This is a genomic window from Chryseobacterium flavum (assembly GCF_003385595.1).
Taxonomy (GTDB): domain Bacteria; phylum Bacteroidota; class Bacteroidia; order Flavobacteriales; family Weeksellaceae; genus Chryseobacterium; species Chryseobacterium flavum.
On record NZ_QNUE01000003.1, the window covers coordinates 342,533 to 359,142 of the forward strand.

Sequence of the window (16,610 nt, forward strand, 5' to 3'; positions counted from 1 at the left end):
CTTTTTTATATATTACATGTTTATTATCAATAATTTACAAAACTCTATAAACAGGATACTGTCTGAAAGTTTTTTCTTCAAAATAAGGTGAATGTCTATAAACCCAATCCAGCTGTGCCTCACCATCTTCTGATAGTTTTTTATCTGCTTTTTTAGCGGCTTCAAAAGCTTCTTTTAAATTTTTATCTTTTCGCAGAAGTTCAGACGCTGTATCTTCGAAGATATAAGCAGAATAGTATTCTTTCTGCGCCAGAATCCCATCAAAAAAATTCCAGTTGAAAAATGAGTCTAACGCCTCAGGTTCAAGAGTTTCTATAATATATTTTACACCAGGCTGATTGGTAGTAACCAGATAATCGCCTGCTGAAAATGTCATGTTTTTACGGGAAGTATCCACAGTAGTTTCAAAATGCAGATAATGTCCTTCATAAGGGTTTTTAACAGTTTTATAATCTTTAATTTTATAAGACTCAACGGCTAAGGTACTGTCTTTCTGAATCGGTTTCATCTGAATATGATTTCTTTTAAATTCTTCGATAACACGATACTGAGACTGCGGGATCACATAATACTTCGGAATGGTGATATATCCTGTAGGTACTGCCGTTGTAAAGAGCTTTATTTTTTTTGTAAAAGGCTTGTTCCTGTCATAATACAGCCTTGGCTTTCCGGAAATATCACTTGGCTTGTATTGTCCTTCATATCCTTTAAAATCCATCGTTGAGAATTTCGTAGAGTCTATTTTCCAACGGATTCCGTATTGTTTCTCTGCCTGATATTGTTTCAGATTCTCAATGCGAAGCTGTTTTATTTTTTGATAGTCCTTATCTAAATTCTGCAGGTTGACCAGCATATATTTATAAGTAGCATCTACCCTTTTGTCGTAAGGCTTCAACATATGGGTTTCGGGAACCGTTCCTAATGAATTGAACAGCGAAGTATATCCTGTGGAATATCTCGGAGAGTCTTCAAATGAAGCAAATCCGACTTCCGGAATGTCCCCGTGGATATTTACATAAGGAGTGCTTTCGTAGCCCAGCTTTTGCATGTCCGCCAGATTTTTGGCCTGATAATCGTTATAGAAATAATTTCCGAGAGTATTTCCCAGACGTTCCTTAAAGGTGGAAATATAGGTAAATGTGTACTGATAATCCGCTCCGTTACTGACATGATTATCGATAAAAACATCCGGCTTCAGCCATTGATAGATTTCCTGAAAGCTTCTGGCATTTTTGGAATCTGCTTTAATAAAGTCCCGGTTCAGGTCATAATTTCTTGCATTTCCTCTGAAGCCATACTGTTCCGGTCCATTCTGATTGGCTCTGGAGTAAGAACCCCTGTTGAGCATTCCGCTGATATTGTAAGCTGAAATAGCAGCAATAATAAAGTTTTGCGGGGCTTTGATCTTTTTGGTGGCAAGATCTCTCATCAGCATCATGGTGGCATCTATTCCATCCGGTTCTCCCGGGTGAATTCCATTGTTAACAAAAAGAATCGCTTTATCTTTTCTTAATTTTTCAAGGTCTTTTTCTGCAAAAGGATTATAAACGACTACATAAATCGGTTTTCCGTTGTCATCTTCTCCTTTTTTAAGATATTCAATGGCATTGAAGTTTTTAGCCAGATTATGATAATAGCTGTTCATTTCATCGTAGGTAACCGTCTGATTGCCATTTCCTTTTTCAAAAGGAGTCTGAAATGATTCCTGTGCAAAAAATAAGGTAGAACTTAAAATAAATAAAAGGTATTTCAGTTTCATTGAAGTCATATTTTCAGACTTTAAAAGTACTTATCTTTTATGAAAGGGAATAAAGAAACTGGTAAAATTGTACAGCAAAATAGACAAATTACTTTAAAATATAACCTCAAGGTTTTTGAAACTCCTTGAGGATCATTCTCTATTTATAAATTTCTGCCTTTTTCATCCGGGTATAAAGAAGGAAGCGGATCACTCTGCCAGAATTGCTTGGAATGAATATCCATGATAGATAAAGCTCCGGTATAGGCCGCTCCGGTATCCATATTCCAGACATTGGCTTTGTTGACTGGTATTCTGCTGCCAATATCAAGAGTTGGAGTATGTCCGATAAATATTTCCTTATACAACAGCAGTCTTTTAGGATATAATTCTGAATTTCTCTGCAGTTTTTTATCCATTGCTACAGCAGTTTCCCAAAGGGTTCTGTCCCAACGGTAATTGCTGGAATACACTTCTCTTTCAGGGCCATGCATGGAAGCATATCCGGCATGAATAAACAGCCGGTTCTGATCGTCAATATGATAGTTTTTCATTCTCTGGAAAAATTCAAGATGAAGATCCAGTTTTTCCGGAAGATAGTCTTCATAACTTTCTAAGGTACTTTTTCCTCCGTTGAAAAGCCATACATCAGGAGTATGACCCGATGCCAGCCAATCTTCACACCAGGCATCATGATTTCCTTTAATGAAAATACATTCCTGTTTTCCGGATAGCTCCGTTAAAAAATGTATAATTTGTGAAGACTCACTCCAGCCGTCCACATAATCTCCAAGGAAGATCAGTTGATCATCCGGTGTTACTTCTGCTCTTTCAAGAACCTGTATTAATGCTTTAAATCCTCCGTGAATATCTCCAATTACCAGCTTTCTGCTCATCTTTATTTTGAAATATATTTTGCATCAACAAAATCTGTAAGCCAAACCCCGTTTGCAGAACGGTAGAATAAAATTCCATTTTTATGCATGGTTCCGGTTCTGATGGTAAGAATCACAGGTTTACCGTGTCTCATTCCGACCTTTGCAGCCGTCTCTTTATCAGCACTTAAGTGTACATGCTGACGTGTCCTTTTTTCAATTCCTTTTTTTAAAATGGAAGAAATATTGGTTTCTGCTGTTCCGTGGTACAGAAAATCAGGAGGTTGTAATGCTTGCAGCGCCAGATCTATATCAATAGAATGTCCCTGACTGGCTCTGATCATGGTTTTATCTTCATTAAAAGCGAAACGCTTTTTATTATTGGTTTCTACAACCTCATCCAGTTCTTCGGGAGTAAAAAATATTCTTTTCCTTGCAGATTTTTCTCTCAGTTCTTCTACATCAGCCCAGCCGTTTTCATCCAATGTAAGCCCAATGCTTTCCGGCTGATGCCGTAGAATAAGGCTTAAAAATTTACTTATTTTTTTCTTTTCTATTTCGTTCATGGTTTGTACATTTTAATTCATTAATTTTTGGTGTAATTTCTCACATAACTTCTCAATATCATCCTTTCTCACCAGCTCTGTAATCCATTCCTTAGGAATATTTTGATATCCGTAATAAATTCCTGCAATACCTCCTGTAATTGCTCCTGTAGTGTCTGTATCTTCTCCCAGATTGACTGCTTTTAAAACAGCTTCAGCATAGCTTTCTGAGTTTAAAAAACACCATAAAGAGGCTTCCAGGCTATGGAGAACATAGCCGCCACTTTTGATTTCATCATCAGCATATCCGGAAATATTATTTTTTAAAACCCTGTTGAAAAGTTCAATTTCTTTTGGGTTAAAACCCTGCTCTTCAGCGTATTTTAAAGTGATATTCTGTGTTTGCTCATATGCTTCTTTTTTATTCTTTCCTTTCAACAGTTGAATAGCAAAAATGACATAGATGAAACAGGCAAAAACAGAACGGAAATGCCCGTGAGTTATTGCGGAAACCTCTTTTACTGTAAGATAGAGCTTATGAATATCTTCTTCTTTTTCGAGATAAAAAGCAAGGGGAAGAATTCTCATCAAAGAACCATTTCCGTTATCTTCTTCAAAAACATTTCCTGAAAATCGGGCACTCTCACCTTTGATTAATCTCGCCAGAGAATGTCTTGTCGTTCCCCCAATGTCAAAAAGTCTTCCATGAGCAGTCCAGTGACCATATTTATTCCATTTTACAAAGCTCTGCCCGATTTTTTCCAGATCATAACCTTTAGTAAGTTCTTCTGCAAGACAAAGGGTTAGAGAGCTGTCATCACTCCAGGTTCCTTTGGGCTGGTTCCAGGACATATATTCCAGCATTTTTGTTACCGGAAAACGTTTTAAATCTTCTCTATTTTTAAATTCCACCGGAACCCCAAGAGCATCCCCTATGCAAACGCCCATAATTCCTGCTTTTACTTTATTTTCCATCAGGCAAGGTTTACCAGTTTATCAAACAACAGTTTCATTCCCTGTGTTGCGGTTTCTTTCATTACGACAGCCCTCTGTCCGTACCCAAATCCTGTTTCATTAGGATTGATCACAATTAGAAGACAATCGTCTTTGATATCATGAATCAGTCCGGCTGCCGGATATACCTGCAAAGAAGTTCCTATTACGAGTAAAATATCCGATTCTTTGACAATTTCCCGTGCAGTATGATACAAAGGAACATCTTCTCCGAACCAAACGATGAAAGGTCTTAACTGTGCCCCATCTTCGGCCTTATCTCCAATTTTAATATCATCTTTTTGTTCATAAATCAGGTTTTTATTGTTGCATGAGCATGATTTGAACAGTTCTCCATGGAGATGAAGAATATTGGAAGATCCTGCTCTTTCGTGAAGGTCGTCAATATTCTGGGTAATAATCTGAACCTCAAAATATTTTTCCAGTTCTGCCAATAGTTGATGTGCTTCGTTGGGCTGTACCTCATGAAGCTGGCGTCTTCTCTGATTGTAAAATTCCAAAACCAACGCTCTGTCTTTTCTCCATCCTTCCGGACTAGCCACATCCGTTACATTATGATTTTCCCAAAGACCGTCTCCGTCTCTGAAGGTTTTTATTCCGCTTTCGGCACTGATTCCGGCGCCGCTTAATATGGTTAGTTTTTTCATGGATTTAAATCTAATAGTTTTTTATAAATCAATTCATTTTCATCATCAAAGCAGACAAAAATAACCTTCTCAATGATATCCGAATGAAATTTTATGACCTCATCTACGGCTATTTTTCCCGCCAGTTCTTTTGGAAACCTGTAAACTCCTGTACTGATATTAGGAAAAGCAATGGTTTTCACCCCAAGACTTTCTGCCAATTTCAAAGAATTATAGTAACAGTTGGCAAGAAGCTTAGATTCTTTTTCTTCATTCCCGTTCCAAACCGGGCCTACTGTATGAATAACATACTTCGCCGGCAGATTTCCCGCATTTGTAACTACTGCTTCACCTGTTTTGCATTTTCCTTGTCTGTTTCTGATCATCCTGCATTCTTCCAATATCTGAGGTCCTCCCGCTCTGTGAATCGCACCATCTACTCCGCCTCCGCCAAGTAAGGAAGAATTGGCAGCATTGACAATTGCATCAACATGGATTTTTGTGATGTCTCCTTTTATTAATTCAATTTTCATCGTATTTCTTCAAACGGCTTCAGCATTTCTTCTTTCTTGGTAAGTACTGCAAAAACCACTCTTTTAAATTTATTTTTATATTTTCCCTGAAGATGCTTTTTAAATAATCCTGCAATTTCTTTTGGATCATTTTTAAACACACCACAGCCCCAGGCCCCTAAAATCAGCACCTCATTTCCTTTATGTAATGCAAGAGAAAGCATTTTATCCATCCTCATATCCATTGCACTAAGAATTTCATGTGCTCTTGCCGGTTCCTGGCGTTTTACCACTCCTGCATTAACAGCTGGGGAAGTAATAAAATTGCACAGAACAGGATTATCCAGCAATTCTCCTTTGTCTTTTCGGAAAACCGGAACTTTCGGACTGTAAATCATGGTGTCGGTATAAAAACAGGATTCCATCGCACGGTGAATTTTGTAATAATCCCAGGCCTGAAGCAAACTTTCATGCAGTCCGGAAGTTCTTGCCAGGCTTTCTTCCTGTGCTTCCGCCCCGTTGATAAATCCTCCTCCGGGATTTTTAGCTGAAGCAAAGTTCAGACACATGATTTTTTCCTGATTTTCTTCTTGGGTTAATTGTAAAATTGCTTTCAAAGAACTACAGTTCCAGGTTTCAATTTTTGTTTGGAAATCAGCTTCCGGCATTGGAAGCTCTATCATTTCGGAAAGGTGTTCCGGAGTGAAAAGAACTGTTTCTTTTTTACTGATTTCCAGTTCGTTCTCTATATTTATTTTTTCGTTATGTTCGTTGATGTAATATTTTCTGGAAAGGATATCCAAGGTATCTTTTGCCATTCCTTTATTGGTCATAGTTAGTTTTTAATGTTTAGTATCAATTCTTCCAAATCAGTATTTCCTGTTTTTTCAAAGTCATTCCCTATAAATACTTTGGTTACTTTGATTTTTCCTACAATCGCTTTATTAAAGTTTTCCAGTTCTTCGGAAGGAATCCATAGTTCATTATGATTTCTGGCACCTACATTCTGTCCAGGATATTGATCTGCCACTTTTTCATGTACATCAAACTGGGTTACAAAACCAAGATAGTTTCCAGCTTCGTCCCTGGTATTCCATTTTTCAGCAATCTCTGAAGCATAGCTTTCATCAAGAACAGGATAAAAAACAGGCTGCCATTCCAGTCTTGGAGGGAAACTTTTAAATTCGCTTTCCATAATCAATATCATTTCCTTTTCTCCTACCGGTCTGTATAATGTTATTGTTTTCATGACTTTTCGTTTATTTTATTACATTATAATCCCAAATTTCTCTTTTCTGCATTAATTTATTCAAAATCATACACATAGACATCCACGTCCCTGACAAGCAGTGTTCTCTCAATAATAGGTTCTATCTCTTCCCATTTTCCTCCCGCCAGCCCACACCCGATTCTCGGCATATGTACTGAAGCTTTTTGTTGGACAGCTTCATGCGCGAGTTTTAATAAACATTCTTCTACAGCATCATATCTGATAGGTAGAACTTCTGAATGAGTGATAATTTTATGCTGAGCAATCATATTGCATACCCAGATATCATCCTCTGTCTGAACGATCTGGATTTCTCCAAGATTAAAATTTTTATTGATTTTAAACCACTCTCTGTATTCTTTTTCCGGTTGTTTCCACCTTTTGGAAATAGCAGTGACAAATCCTTTTCCCCAACCTCCTATATCATTGCAGATATGAGCAATTATTATATTTCCTTCGGCATTGGGACGGGTAGCATCTCCCTTTATATATTGTATTGTTTTCATGGTTATTATTTCTTAATCAATTCTATTCTATCATTAAATATAAAGCTAACGCTTTTTTATGTTATTCCTGGCCCCTTTGAAATTAAAAAATCCGTCTAAAATCTTTTGAATACGGAGAATAAGATCCATACATAGCATCAAATTCCACATCAAGATTCTCTAACTTAAACTGTTCATCAATCTGATCCAGACAGGTAATAACAAGATTCTTTTTAACCGGAAATACATAAGCCCCGTCCAGTTTCAAGGCATAATTCAGCAGTTTATAATCTATTTCTCCTACTCTCAAGTCTTTCTGGTACTCATTAAATACACAGGTTTCCTCTTCATTATTCCTAAGTTTCATTTCTTTTTCATTGCTCATCCAGCCGTTTCCGTGACGGGTTGCATAGCTTCTGGTGGCATAATACATTTCAATGTCTTCAATTTTTAAAAGCTTACAGATTTCGTAAGCATTTTTCGAAGTGGTATGAGCATAAGTTACATTGGGAAAAACGCCATGATCCATGTCGAGTAAAATACCCTGGCTTCCTTCAAAAATAAGGTGATTGAACGAGGCCAACCAGGTATAATCATTTATTTTCCAATCAATTGTATCAATAGCTTCTAAAAAAGGCTGTAAAAGTTCACTGATCTCATTTTCATCTGTAAAGCCATAGTAATAGGCAATTCCATTTAGTTTTTCCATCAGCATTTCTCCGGGCGCAATCAGATCTATAGCAAACAGTTTATAGGGACTTTCGTTTCTTTTCATGGTGGCGCCTACTCCTTTTCCGCATGTTCCGTGTTCCAGATTTCTTGCATTTGTTCTATTTTGCCAGACATCAAAAGGGGTAGTAACCTTTGCCAGTGGATGAATATGCAGCTCAGTATTTCCATTCTTTGTCTTCAATTCTTCTCTTTCATTAAGGAGAAAAACCGGATGAACAGTACAATGTTCTGTAAAGTAAGAAGGTAACCCGCGAAGAGCTCCACTTGCAAAACTGGAATGCACATGTTTTCTATCATCGATCATAACGGTGTGAGCAGCCTGCTGACCCCCTGAAAACCGAACTACAACAGACTCCGGATTCTGAGAAGCCAGAAAATCTGTGGTAATTCCTTTTCCTTCATCACCAAAACCAAGTCCTATTACTATTTGTGCCTTTTTCATGTCTTTTTATTTTGAAAAGCTTGCTATCATCATTTGTGTTTTTAATTTTCCTGATAGCAATTGCTCTGTTTTAAAGCATATTAAATTGATCCAACCCTCCTGTTCCTGTTGTTCCAAAGGTTGAGTTCTTAAATTTATCGCAGATAATCCCTTTAATAACATTCGGAATTTCTCTGTGATCTTCTATAGAGATACAGTTTTGTTCTAATAATTCTCTCCATCCTCTGTCTGCTCTCAATGCCTGATCCGAATGTAAAACACTGATGTGGTATACTTCATATTTTTTCTTTGCTTCTTCGAGCAATTCAAAATGAGTATAGGTTTGCTGCCCTTTCCCCATAATTTCTCTGATTGCGGATGCAGGAAGTGTTTTTAAACAGGGTTCATCCCCAACAGTAAACAATAATCCTTTTTGTCTTCTTTTTTCAAAAGCATCTGTTCTGGTATGGAAAGCTGCAAAATACCATGCTAACAGATAGCTTTCTCCAGCATTTCCTCCTCCACCGGATTCAATATAAGTACGGGTAAGCCACATATCCAGCTCTGTATCCCCGGACTCGAACTGTCCTACCTGAAGCGGATAGCCATCACATTCATGATCTCCGATTCCAAGGAACAATAAGGCCGGATCAGGGACGCCTCCCTGGATAATTCCTCCCATCAGCTTAGGTAATCCCTCTCTGATCAGCTCGTAAGGGATATGTCCCATACTTCCGGTAACATCCAACCCTAAAATGATCGGAACCGAATTAGGATGAACTTCCGAGTCTCTGGATTCCCTGAAAGAAATTCCGTGGGGATTCATCGATTCATGAGCCATTCTTTTGGCATTCTGGGTGAAAATTTCTCCCGCGGATTTTGTTCCGTAACCTGCTTTTCTTGCTCTGTCATAACGAGCATTTAAATCGTATCTTGCACTTCCCATGATTACAATGTTTTTCCAAATAAATATTCAAATCTTCTCTGGGTTACTTCAAGCTGAATATTCAGATTTCTGATTGTTAATGATAATTCCATGTCTTTCTGAACGAATGCTTCGGGATTGAAATCCACAAAAGTCAAACTGTTCCTGTCCAAAGGGCTGATATCAATAAGCCCTTCTTGTTCACGCTCGAGTCTTTTGATTTTTAATTCGATATCTTCAACTCTGCGTCTGTAGATCAGTTCGGAATCTGCTCCGATGATCCTTGCCCGGTCTTCCCTGATCTGATCATTATTTCTTTGTAATGATTCGATAAATCTTGGTTTTAATTCTTCTTTCATAATCAATATTTATTTGTGTTGATATTACGCTAATTAAACAAAACATAGTAATACCTTACTTTTTAAGAATGGTTATTCTTTGCAATACATAATATCCGTTCTTAGAGCATATTTTAGTCCACTGATTAAGGTTTTTCCTTCGTGTCTCAGAGGATGATGAAAAATAAGAGCTGTTCCTTTCTTTGGGGCTATGGTAAATAAGTTCTCAAATTCTGTTTCACCTCCTTCAAAATCATCATTCAGATAGATCATAAAAGTGTAAAAGCTCTTCTCTTTTTCATTCCGGATATAACTTCCATCACTGTGCATTTTGAATTGCTGCCCTGGCGCATATTTATAAACCCTGAGCATTTCATTAAAGTTAAGAATCTGATATCCATCATGTTCCTGAGGTAGAAATTCTTTAGCTATGCAGAAAAGCTTTTCAGCCATTGTCGTATCAAAAATCATCACTCGGTCGTTATTCCTTATTCCTTTATTCATCAGCTGACGGCCAAAAACATTGATTTTTGCCTCTTCAAAACCCTTCTCCTGTGAAAGATTAATATAATAATCACATTCTGCTTCAGTCAGAAAATCTTCAATGAGGAATATCTGTGGGTGTAATTCTGTTTTTTCCATGGTTAATATTTTGTGTTGGTTAGTGTTTTACCTTCTTAATTCATCTCTTACTTCCATCAAAGCAAATCCTAACAGGTTTTCTCCGTTCCATAGTAAAGGATTTTCTGCTCTGTTGTCCGTTTCCAGCATTCCGATTCCCCAGATTTTGTCATAAGGACTCGCTTCTACCAGAACTTTTTCACCTGTTGATAAAAGAAAGTCTTTAAATTTCTGATTTTGAGAGAATTTTAAAAGATTTCCCTGGGTTACAATTTCAAATTTATATTCGTCCCATCGTTTCGGATCAAAGTTTTTTACTTTTCTACCCAGAGCTTTTGCCTGATTGGGTGTATTTGCATTTAAAATTTTCTCTTCTGTTTCAGGATCATTAAATAATCTGGCCTTTCCCGCCATCATATAATGTTCTGCTGTTTTGTAAATGATCCCGTTTTCTTCAAACTTTCCGGGGAACCACTGGCTGAAACATGATTTGGTAATGGTATCTTTCGCCGTGTGGCCCCAGAAAAACAGAAATTTTATCTTTTCTTTCTTCTGAAAGCGTTCTTTTATGTTCTGAAGACTGTATTTCATAATTGCGTTATTTTGACACAAATTTAAAAGAATAATATTTTAGTGACCAAATTTATTTGCGTTAATTTTACGCTAATAAACACAACAATCTGATTGTCAGCAAATAAAATTTCATCCTAATAAACACTGATGATTCAAATTCTGATCAATCATTGCACAAATCTGATAAGTTTAGCCAATTGAATGAGGTGATATAAAAAACGGGCTAAAGCCCGTCCCTATAGAATGTACTTCAATGATGTTTTGCATTTTTCTTCCACAATGCTTCAAAATATTAGTGAATATTTATACAAAAACATTTGTGTTATTTGTGTTTAAAACAATCTATTTAATTTCGAAATAAAAGCCCTGCTCCTCAAGCTCTTTATATTTTTCCTTATTGAAAGTAAAAAGTTTTCCGGGTCTGCCGCTTCCTTCTTTTTTAACGTTGTTGGTTTCGTTAAGCAGCCCGTAGCTCATAATTTTTTTACGAAAGTTTCTTCTGTCAATTTCTTGTCCTACAATGGTTTTATAAAGGTTTTCAAGATCAGAAAAGGGGAATTCTTCGTTGAGAAGATTGAAGCCGATCGGCTGATACTGAATTTTTGTACGAAGTCTTTTTAAAGCAGTCTCAATGATTATTTTATGGTCAAAAGCCAGTGAAGGAAGTTTATTGATACTAAACCATTGTGCATCTTCGGCATCAGAGTCTGCAAACAGTTCATGATAAGATGGATTCACAAGCCCAAGATAGGCCACAGAAACCACTCTGTTTCTCGGATCCCGTCCCGGATTACCAAATGTATACAGTTGTTCCAGAAAATCAGGTCTTATGCCTGCCTCTTCATACAATTCTCTTTTTACGGCATCATCTACACTTTCATCATCAAGGACAAGTCCTCCCGGCAGTGCCCATCCTCCTTTAAAAGGTTCTATATTTCTTTTAATCAGAAGGATCTGAAGGTCTTTTTTATCAAAATATCCGAAGATGACGGCATCTACAGCCACTTTTATATCCTGTAATTTTTTTGGAGACTCCATAAATTGATTTGCGTTATGAATACACAAAATTACGATTTATGCTCGTAGTAAAAAATAATTTTGGTTATAATAAAAGTTCTTATCTTTAAATTATCATTATAACTTTCTTAAAACTAAACCATTATGAAAAATTTATTATCAATTCTTGTCGCAGCTTTTTTATTAACAGCCTGTGAGAAGGGAAAAACTACAGCAGCCAATAGTACTGATAAGGCCGATTCTACTGCTGCAAAACCTGAATGGAAGCCCGTAGATTCTGCAACAGCTATGAAAGCGTGGATGGAGTACTCTACTCCGGGAGAAATGCATAAAATGCTCGCAAAATCTGATGGAGCTTGGACAGGAGAAACCACCATGTGGATGGAAAACGGAGGAAAACCTATGATGAGTAAATCTGAGACTACCAATAAAATGATGTATGACGGACGCTACCAGATCAGTAATCACAAAGGAAACTTTATGGGAATGCCTTTCGAAGGAATGAGCATTGTGGGATATGACAATTCCAAAAAGAAATTTATCAGTACATGGATCGACAATATGGGAACCGGAATCATGCACGGAGAAGGAGAATGGAATCCTTCTACAAAATCGGTTGAATTTAAAGGAAAAATGACAGATCCTTCAAGACCTGGAAAAGATTGTGATTTCAGGGAAGTTTTCACTTTCGTAGATGACAATACTCAAAAGCTGGAAATGTACGGCCCAGACTCCAAGACAGGAAAAGAGTACAAAACCATGGAAATAAAATATACCCGTAAGAAATAAAAATCAACAAAAAAACCGCTTCTTCAGAAGCGGTTTTTATTTTTATAATGGATTAATCATTCAGCTTTAATACAGCCATGAACGCTGATTGCGGTACTTCTACCCTACCAATCTGCTTCATTTTCTTCTTACCTTCTTTCTGCTTTTCCAATAGCTTACGCTTTCTGGAAATATCCCCTCCGTAACATTTTGCGGTAACATCTTTTCTTAAAGCTTTAATAGTCTCTCTTGCAATTACTTTCGTACCCAGTGCTGCCTGAACAGCAATATCAAACTGTTGTCTCGGGATCAGTTCACGAAGTTTTTCACACATCTTTTTACCAATGTGATACGCATTACTGTCGTGAATCAAAGACGAAAGAGCATCTACCATATCACCATTGATCAGGATATCCATTTTTACCAGCTTGGAAGCCCTGAATCCAATTGGATGATAGTCAAAAGAAGCATATCCTTTAGAAATCGACTTTAGTCTGTCATAGAAATCAAATACCACCTCAGCAAGCGGCATATTGAAAATCAGTTCTACTCTTTCAGAAGTCAGGTAGCTTTGGTTCACAATTTCTCCCCTCTTTTCAATACAAAGAGTCATTACAGGTCCTACAAAATCAGATTTTGTAATAATGGAGGCTTTGATAAAAGGCTCTTCAACCCTGTCCATGATAGACGGATCCATCATTTCAGAAGGGTTATTGATCAGGATAGGAACTTCAGGCTCCTTTTTGGAATATCCGAAGTATGATACGTTAGGTACTGTAGTGATTACGTTCATATTGAACTCTCTGTCAAGTCGCTCCTGTACAATCTCCATATGAAGCATTCCCAGGAACCCGCAACGGAATCCGAAACCAAGTGCTGCAGAACTTTCCGGTTCAAAAACAAGCGAGGCATCATTCAGTCTCAACTTTTCCAATGAAAACCTTAACTCCTCAAAATCTTCAGAATCAATCGGATAAATACCGGCAAATACCATTGGCTTTACCTCTTCAAATCCTTCGATAGGGGCAGCTGCCGGCTTTTCAAAAGATGTGATCGTATCTCCTACTTTTACTTCCCTTGCATCTTTAATTCCTGAGATAATATATCCTACGTCTCCTGTCAGAATTTCTTTTTTAGGGGCCTGTTTTAATTTTAAGGTACCTACTTCATCCGCCTCATAGGTTTTATCAGTAGCCATGAACTTTACCTTTTCTCCCTTTTTAATACTTCCGTTTACCACTTTAAAGTATGCTTCAATACCTCTGAACGGATTATATACGGAGTCAAAGATCAAAGCCTGAAGAGGTGCCTCAGGATCCCCTACCGGCGCCGGTATTCTCTCTACAATCTGTTCCAAAAGATGATGAACCCCTTCTCCTGTTTTTCCTGAAACTCTCAATACATCTTCATAATCACATCCGATAAGATTCATGATTTCATCGGTTACTTCTTCAGGGTTTGCCGAAGGAAGGTCAATTTTATTAAGGATCGGAATAATGGTAAGATCATTCTCAAGAGCCAGATAAAGATTACTGATGGTCTGTGCCTGAATACTTTGGGCTGCATCTACTATCAGAAGGGCACCTTCACATGCTGCAATGGAACGGGAAACTTCATAAGAAAAGTCAACGTGTCCCGGTGTATCAATCAGGTTTAAAATATATTTTTCTCCTTTATATTCATAATCCATCTGGATCGCGTGGGATTTGATGGTAATCCCTCTTTCTTTTTCCAGATCCATATCATCCAGTGTCTGTGCCTGCAGTTCTCTTTGAGAAACTGTATTGGTATACTCCAGAAGACGGTCTGCCAGGGTACTTTTACCATGGTCGATATGGGCGATTATGCAAAAATTTCGTATGTTTTTCATTTAAGAATCTTGTAATTTGCAAAGATAAGAAAAGCAAGAGAATTTTTCATTCTTAATTCTTTCTTTTAACTGAAACACAGATAACAAAATGTTATTTCATTTTACCAAAGTTTTCCGGCAGCACATAATTTCCTGTAAAAGGGTCGAGATAAACTTTAGCTCCTTGAGTATTCTTTTTTTTATTTGACGTACTGATATCTATAACAGCTCCGATAGCACCTCCGATCAAACCTCCTGCTGCTGCTCCAATTGTAACGCCGCTCGTAACCGTTTCAGGAAATAATTCAGCTTTTGTAGCCTCAATAAAGATTCCGTTCTCGTCTTTGAAAACCTCAGTATAGCCAAAAGGAATGTTTTTGTATGCTGTTCCTTTATACACAAAGGCATAAAAATATCTTATTGCCATTTTATCGTCTCCTTTTACTGCTTTTGTAACCACTCCTTTATCATTAGTCTGCAAGGTAAATCCAGATTCAGGATTATGAGTAAAAAAGCTGTAATAATCTTTATAAACACCGTCTTTTAACTCATCAGCTTTTAAAATACTGAGCTTGTCTTTTAATACGGAGGTATAATTAGGAAGATCATTTTCTGAAATACCAAACTCCCAGGGTGTTGCTTTATAGGATTCTTTAAACAGATCAGTAAGAATCAAAGTCACTTTTCTCGCTAAACTTTGTCCTAAATACGGTGTTGTACGTGATGAAACTGTTGCTGTCGTATCTTTTCTATCAATAAAATGATATCCATCTTCTTTCTTGATAAATGTACTTGCTCTTAATTCAAGTTTTCCGATAGAATACTTTTCTTTTTTATCTTCTGAAATAGTCAAATTCTCCAACAAAAATATCATATCACTATTCCCTGTTACCGTATTGTATTTATAAAACCAATCTTTTATGGCTTTACTGGCGTCGTTTTCAAAAATAATTTTTACTTCGTCCTTATGATGCATAACCATACCGATTTCCTGATTTGTTCTCTGATCTATCACTGTAAGACTTTTGATAGAGTTTTTACTGTCTTTAATAGATTTTGAAAGATCAATTGTTTCTATTCTCTGCGCAAATAATAATACTGGAAACAATAAAAAGAAAAGTGCTTTTTTCATAGATAAACTTTCAGGTAAAAGTAAAGTTTTTTTGTTGTAAAAATTAAACGGCTCTTACAGAAAAACTGTAAGAGCCGTCCAACATTAAAAAAATAAACTATTATGGGTTTTGCCTGGATCCGGAAGCATTATGATTTCCATGAGGCTTTCGTTCATCCATTTTATCTTTCATCATTTTTTCGGATTGAAACAGCTTCAGAACTTTCTGGCAGGGAATTATCTGCTGCATTTTATCCGCGTACTTTTTTCTGTTATCCAATAGCTTCTGCCCTACTTCAAAACTTTGCTGTAACTTAGCTTTTGCTTCCTCATCCGTTAACGTTTCGGGATCAAAGTTTGAATTAAACTGACTTTTTATCTGCTTCTGGCTATCCAGATATTCATTATACAATTGTGTAAATTCGGCTTTATCATCCGGATCAACATTAAGATTATCCATGATCATATTGTTTCTGAATTTCTTTAAGAGCTCTTTTCTCTCTTCCGGAGAAAGATTATTGATGACTTCCTTTCTCTGTTTAGGATCCATCTTTTTCCAGTCATAATCAGTTCTTTGGGCATGTAATCCAAAGCCATAAATAATCAAAAACGTCAATAATATCTTTTTCATCTTCTATTAATTATAAATATCCAAATAAACGTCCTGAGTCGAATTACTTGCTAACTCTGCAATTTCAGAATTAGAAAACGAGTCCAAATATTCATTCATTTGTATTTCTTCTTTTTTATTTACAGTTTTCACCGGTTTTGGTGTCTCTGTTGTTTTTTCAGTTTCATGAGCGCTTTTTGAAGCGTACGAATTGTTATTTTTTTGATTTTCAACTGTTTGATTATTATTTTCAACAGAAGTTAAATCTGATTTTAAAGTTTCATAAGCCAGCTCACTTTCTGTTTTAGGCTCACCATTACCGGCAACATAGGCAGTTTTAGAATTCAGTGTCTGTTGAACAGAATCGTTATCTGAATTGAAAACAAAAGTTGCTCCAAAGATCAAAGCCAGTGATGCCGCTGCTGCATACATCCAGTTCAGCTTAAAGACAGGTGCTTTTCTACTTGTCTTTATATCATTTATAACGCTCTCCTGAATATTTTCGAACAAATTTTCAGGAACTGCGTAAATGTTTTTACGCTCTAGTTTTTCTATGTCGAACTCTTTCATCTTTGTTGGG

The 16,610-nt window shown here is 36.8% G+C and carries 20 protein-coding genes; 1 reads left to right on the top strand and 19 read right to left on the bottom strand.

Going from position 1 to position 16,610, the window contains the following annotated elements; genetic code table 11:
- Positions 1-34 precede the first annotated feature (34 nt).
- The 15 genes from DRF59_RS05475 to DRF59_RS05545 all read right to left on the bottom strand — a co-directional run bounded on the left by DRF59_RS05475 (position 35) and on the right by DRF59_RS05545 (position 11,713).
- A complete protein-coding gene (locus DRF59_RS05475) occupies positions 35-1,759 on the bottom strand; it encodes a M14 family metallopeptidase (RefSeq protein WP_115957553.1) in 1,725 nt (574 codons plus the stop codon).
- A gap of 143 nt (positions 1,760-1,902) precedes the next feature.
- Complete coding sequence (locus DRF59_RS05480; RefSeq protein WP_115957555.1) at positions 1,903-2,634, bottom strand: metallophosphoesterase family protein; 732 nt, start codon at positions 2,632-2,634, stop codon at positions 1,903-1,905.
- Positions 2,635-2,636: 2 nt separating this feature from the next.
- Positions 2,637-3,179 carry an RNA 2'-phosphotransferase gene (locus tag DRF59_RS05485; RefSeq protein WP_115957557.1) on the bottom strand — a complete coding sequence of 181 codons (543 nt, stop codon included), beginning with the start codon at positions 3,177-3,179 and terminating at the stop codon, positions 2,637-2,639.
- Positions 3,180-3,191: 12 nt separating this feature from the next.
- Entirely contained in the window at positions 3,192-4,133 is a 942-nt protein-coding gene (locus tag DRF59_RS05490) for an ADP-ribosylglycohydrolase family protein (protein ID WP_115957559.1), read from the bottom strand.
- The gene (locus tag DRF59_RS05495) at positions 4,133-4,819 is read right to left on the bottom strand and encodes an SIR2 family NAD-dependent protein deacylase (RefSeq protein ID WP_115957561.1); all 687 of its coding nucleotides are present in this window, start codon (positions 4,817-4,819) and stop codon (positions 4,133-4,135) included. The genes DRF59_RS05490 and DRF59_RS05495 overlap by 1 nt, the downstream gene beginning before the upstream one ends.
- Positions 4,816-5,331: an O-acetyl-ADP-ribose deacetylase gene (locus DRF59_RS05500; protein WP_115957563.1), complete on the bottom strand. Its 516-nt coding sequence runs from the start codon at positions 5,329-5,331 to the stop codon at positions 4,816-4,818. Before DRF59_RS05500 ends, DRF59_RS05495 begins: the two co-directional genes overlap by 4 nt.
- Complete coding sequence (locus DRF59_RS05505; protein ID WP_115957565.1) at positions 5,328-6,143, bottom strand: TIGR02452 family protein; 816 nt, start codon at positions 6,141-6,143, stop codon at positions 5,328-5,330. The genes DRF59_RS05500 and DRF59_RS05505 overlap by 4 nt, the downstream gene beginning before the upstream one ends.
- A gap of 2 nt (positions 6,144-6,145) precedes the next feature.
- The gene (locus tag DRF59_RS05510) at positions 6,146-6,559 is read right to left on the bottom strand and encodes an ADP-ribosylation/crystallin J1 (RefSeq protein WP_115957567.1); all 414 of its coding nucleotides are present in this window, start codon (positions 6,557-6,559) and stop codon (positions 6,146-6,148) included.
- Positions 6,560-6,615: 56 nt separating this feature from the next.
- Positions 6,616-7,086 carry a macro domain-containing protein gene (locus DRF59_RS05515; protein ID WP_115957569.1) on the bottom strand — a complete coding sequence of 157 codons (471 nt, stop codon included), beginning with the start codon at positions 7,084-7,086 and terminating at the stop codon, positions 6,616-6,618.
- Between the two features lie 82 nt (positions 7,087-7,168).
- Positions 7,169-8,239 (bottom strand): adenylosuccinate synthetase, encoded by a 1,071-nt coding sequence (locus tag DRF59_RS05520; protein WP_115957571.1) that lies wholly within the window; start codon positions 8,237-8,239, stop codon positions 7,169-7,171.
- A gap of 70 nt (positions 8,240-8,309) precedes the next feature.
- Positions 8,310-9,164, bottom strand: a complete 855-nt coding sequence (locus tag DRF59_RS05525) for a hypothetical protein (RefSeq protein ID WP_115957573.1) — start codon at positions 9,162-9,164, stop codon at positions 8,310-8,312.
- A gap of 2 nt (positions 9,165-9,166) precedes the next feature.
- A complete protein-coding gene (locus DRF59_RS05530) occupies positions 9,167-9,502 on the bottom strand; it encodes a hypothetical protein (RefSeq protein ID WP_115957575.1) in 336 nt (111 codons plus the stop codon).
- A gap of 72 nt (positions 9,503-9,574) precedes the next feature.
- Complete coding sequence (locus DRF59_RS05535; RefSeq protein WP_115957577.1) at positions 9,575-10,123, bottom strand: prolyl hydroxylase family protein; 549 nt, start codon at positions 10,121-10,123, stop codon at positions 9,575-9,577.
- 27 nt (positions 10,124-10,150) lie between these two features.
- Complete coding sequence (locus DRF59_RS05540) at positions 10,151-10,693, bottom strand: NADAR family protein (RefSeq protein WP_115957579.1); 543 nt, start codon at positions 10,691-10,693, stop codon at positions 10,151-10,153.
- A gap of 324 nt (positions 10,694-11,017) precedes the next feature.
- The gene (locus DRF59_RS05545; protein ID WP_115957581.1) at positions 11,018-11,713 is read right to left on the bottom strand and encodes an NUDIX hydrolase; all 696 of its coding nucleotides are present in this window, start codon (positions 11,711-11,713) and stop codon (positions 11,018-11,020) included.
- A gap of 123 nt (positions 11,714-11,836) precedes the next feature.
- Here DRF59_RS05545 and DRF59_RS05550 point away from each other — a divergent pair, with 123 nt between their 5' ends.
- Positions 11,837-12,481: a DUF1579 domain-containing protein gene (locus DRF59_RS05550; protein WP_115957583.1), complete on the top strand. Its 645-nt coding sequence runs from the start codon at positions 11,837-11,839 to the stop codon at positions 12,479-12,481.
- Between the two features lie 52 nt (positions 12,482-12,533).
- Here the strand turns inward: DRF59_RS05550 and lepA are convergent, their stop codons facing one another.
- From lepA to DRF59_RS05570, 4 genes are all read right to left on the bottom strand, one after another.
- Positions 12,534-14,330: a translation elongation factor 4 gene (gene lepA, locus DRF59_RS05555; protein ID WP_115957585.1), complete on the bottom strand. Its 1,797-nt coding sequence runs from the start codon at positions 14,328-14,330 to the stop codon at positions 12,534-12,536.
- A gap of 91 nt (positions 14,331-14,421) precedes the next feature.
- A complete protein-coding gene (locus DRF59_RS05560; protein ID WP_115957587.1) occupies positions 14,422-15,441 on the bottom strand; it encodes a hypothetical protein in 1,020 nt (339 codons plus the stop codon).
- Between the two features lie 100 nt (positions 15,442-15,541).
- A complete protein-coding gene (locus tag DRF59_RS05565) occupies positions 15,542-16,051 on the bottom strand; it encodes a hypothetical protein (protein ID WP_115957589.1) in 510 nt (169 codons plus the stop codon).
- Between the two features lie 6 nt (positions 16,052-16,057).
- Positions 16,058-16,600 carry a hypothetical protein gene (locus DRF59_RS05570; RefSeq protein ID WP_115957591.1) on the bottom strand — a complete coding sequence of 181 codons (543 nt, stop codon included), beginning with the start codon at positions 16,598-16,600 and terminating at the stop codon, positions 16,058-16,060.
- Between the last annotated feature and the right edge of the window lie 10 nt (positions 16,601-16,610).

Bases quoted from the DNA above. Each gene is read 5' to 3' on its own strand.
- DRF59_RS05475 (WP_115957553.1), bottom strand. From the start codon at position 1,759: ATGAAACTGAAATACCTTTTATTTATTTTAAGTTCTACCTTATTTTTT.
- DRF59_RS05480 (WP_115957555.1), bottom strand. From the start codon at position 2,634: ATGAGCAGAAAGCTGGTAATTGGAGATATTCACGGAGGATTTAAAGCA.
- DRF59_RS05485 (WP_115957557.1), bottom strand. From the start codon at position 3,179: ATGAACGAAATAGAAAAGAAAAAAATAAGTAAATTTTTAAGCCTTATT.
- DRF59_RS05490 (WP_115957559.1), bottom strand. From the start codon at position 4,133: ATGGAAAATAAAGTAAAAGCAGGAATTATGGGCGTTTGCATAGGGGAT.
- DRF59_RS05495 (WP_115957561.1), bottom strand. From the start codon at position 4,819: ATGAAAAAACTAACCATATTAAGCGGCGCCGGAATCAGTGCCGAAAGC.
- DRF59_RS05500 (WP_115957563.1), bottom strand. From the start codon at position 5,331: ATGAAAATTGAATTAATAAAAGGAGACATCACAAAAATCCATGTTGAT.
- DRF59_RS05505 (WP_115957565.1), bottom strand. From the start codon at position 6,143: ATGACCAATAAAGGAATGGCAAAAGATACCTTGGATATCCTTTCCAGA.
- DRF59_RS05510 (WP_115957567.1), bottom strand. From the start codon at position 6,559: ATGAAAACAATAACATTATACAGACCGGTAGGAGAAAAGGAAATGATA.
- DRF59_RS05515 (WP_115957569.1), bottom strand. From the start codon at position 7,086: ATGAAAACAATACAATATATAAAGGGAGATGCTACCCGTCCCAATGCC.
- DRF59_RS05520 (WP_115957571.1), bottom strand. From the start codon at position 8,239: ATGAAAAAGGCACAAATAGTAATAGGACTTGGTTTTGGTGATGAAGGA.
- DRF59_RS05525 (WP_115957573.1), bottom strand. From the start codon at position 9,164: ATGGGAAGTGCAAGATACGATTTAAATGCTCGTTATGACAGAGCAAGA.
- DRF59_RS05530 (WP_115957575.1), bottom strand. From the start codon at position 9,502: ATGAAAGAAGAATTAAAACCAAGATTTATCGAATCATTACAAAGAAAT.
- DRF59_RS05535 (WP_115957577.1), bottom strand. From the start codon at position 10,123: ATGGAAAAAACAGAATTACACCCACAGATATTCCTCATTGAAGATTTT.
- DRF59_RS05540 (WP_115957579.1), bottom strand. From the start codon at position 10,693: ATGAAATACAGTCTTCAGAACATAAAAGAACGCTTTCAGAAGAAAGAA.
- DRF59_RS05545 (WP_115957581.1), bottom strand. From the start codon at position 11,713: ATGGAGTCTCCAAAAAAATTACAGGATATAAAAGTGGCTGTAGATGCC.
- DRF59_RS05550 (WP_115957583.1), top strand. From the start codon at position 11,837: ATGAAAAATTTATTATCAATTCTTGTCGCAGCTTTTTTATTAACAGCC.
- lepA (WP_115957585.1), bottom strand. From the start codon at position 14,330: ATGAAAAACATACGAAATTTTTGCATAATCGCCCATATCGACCATGGT.
- DRF59_RS05560 (WP_115957587.1), bottom strand. From the start codon at position 15,441: ATGAAAAAAGCACTTTTCTTTTTATTGTTTCCAGTATTATTATTTGCG.
- DRF59_RS05565 (WP_115957589.1), bottom strand. From the start codon at position 16,051: ATGAAAAAGATATTATTGACGTTTTTGATTATTTATGGCTTTGGATTA.
- DRF59_RS05570 (WP_115957591.1), bottom strand. From the start codon at position 16,600: ATGAAAGAGTTCGACATAGAAAAACTAGAGCGTAAAAACATTTACGCA.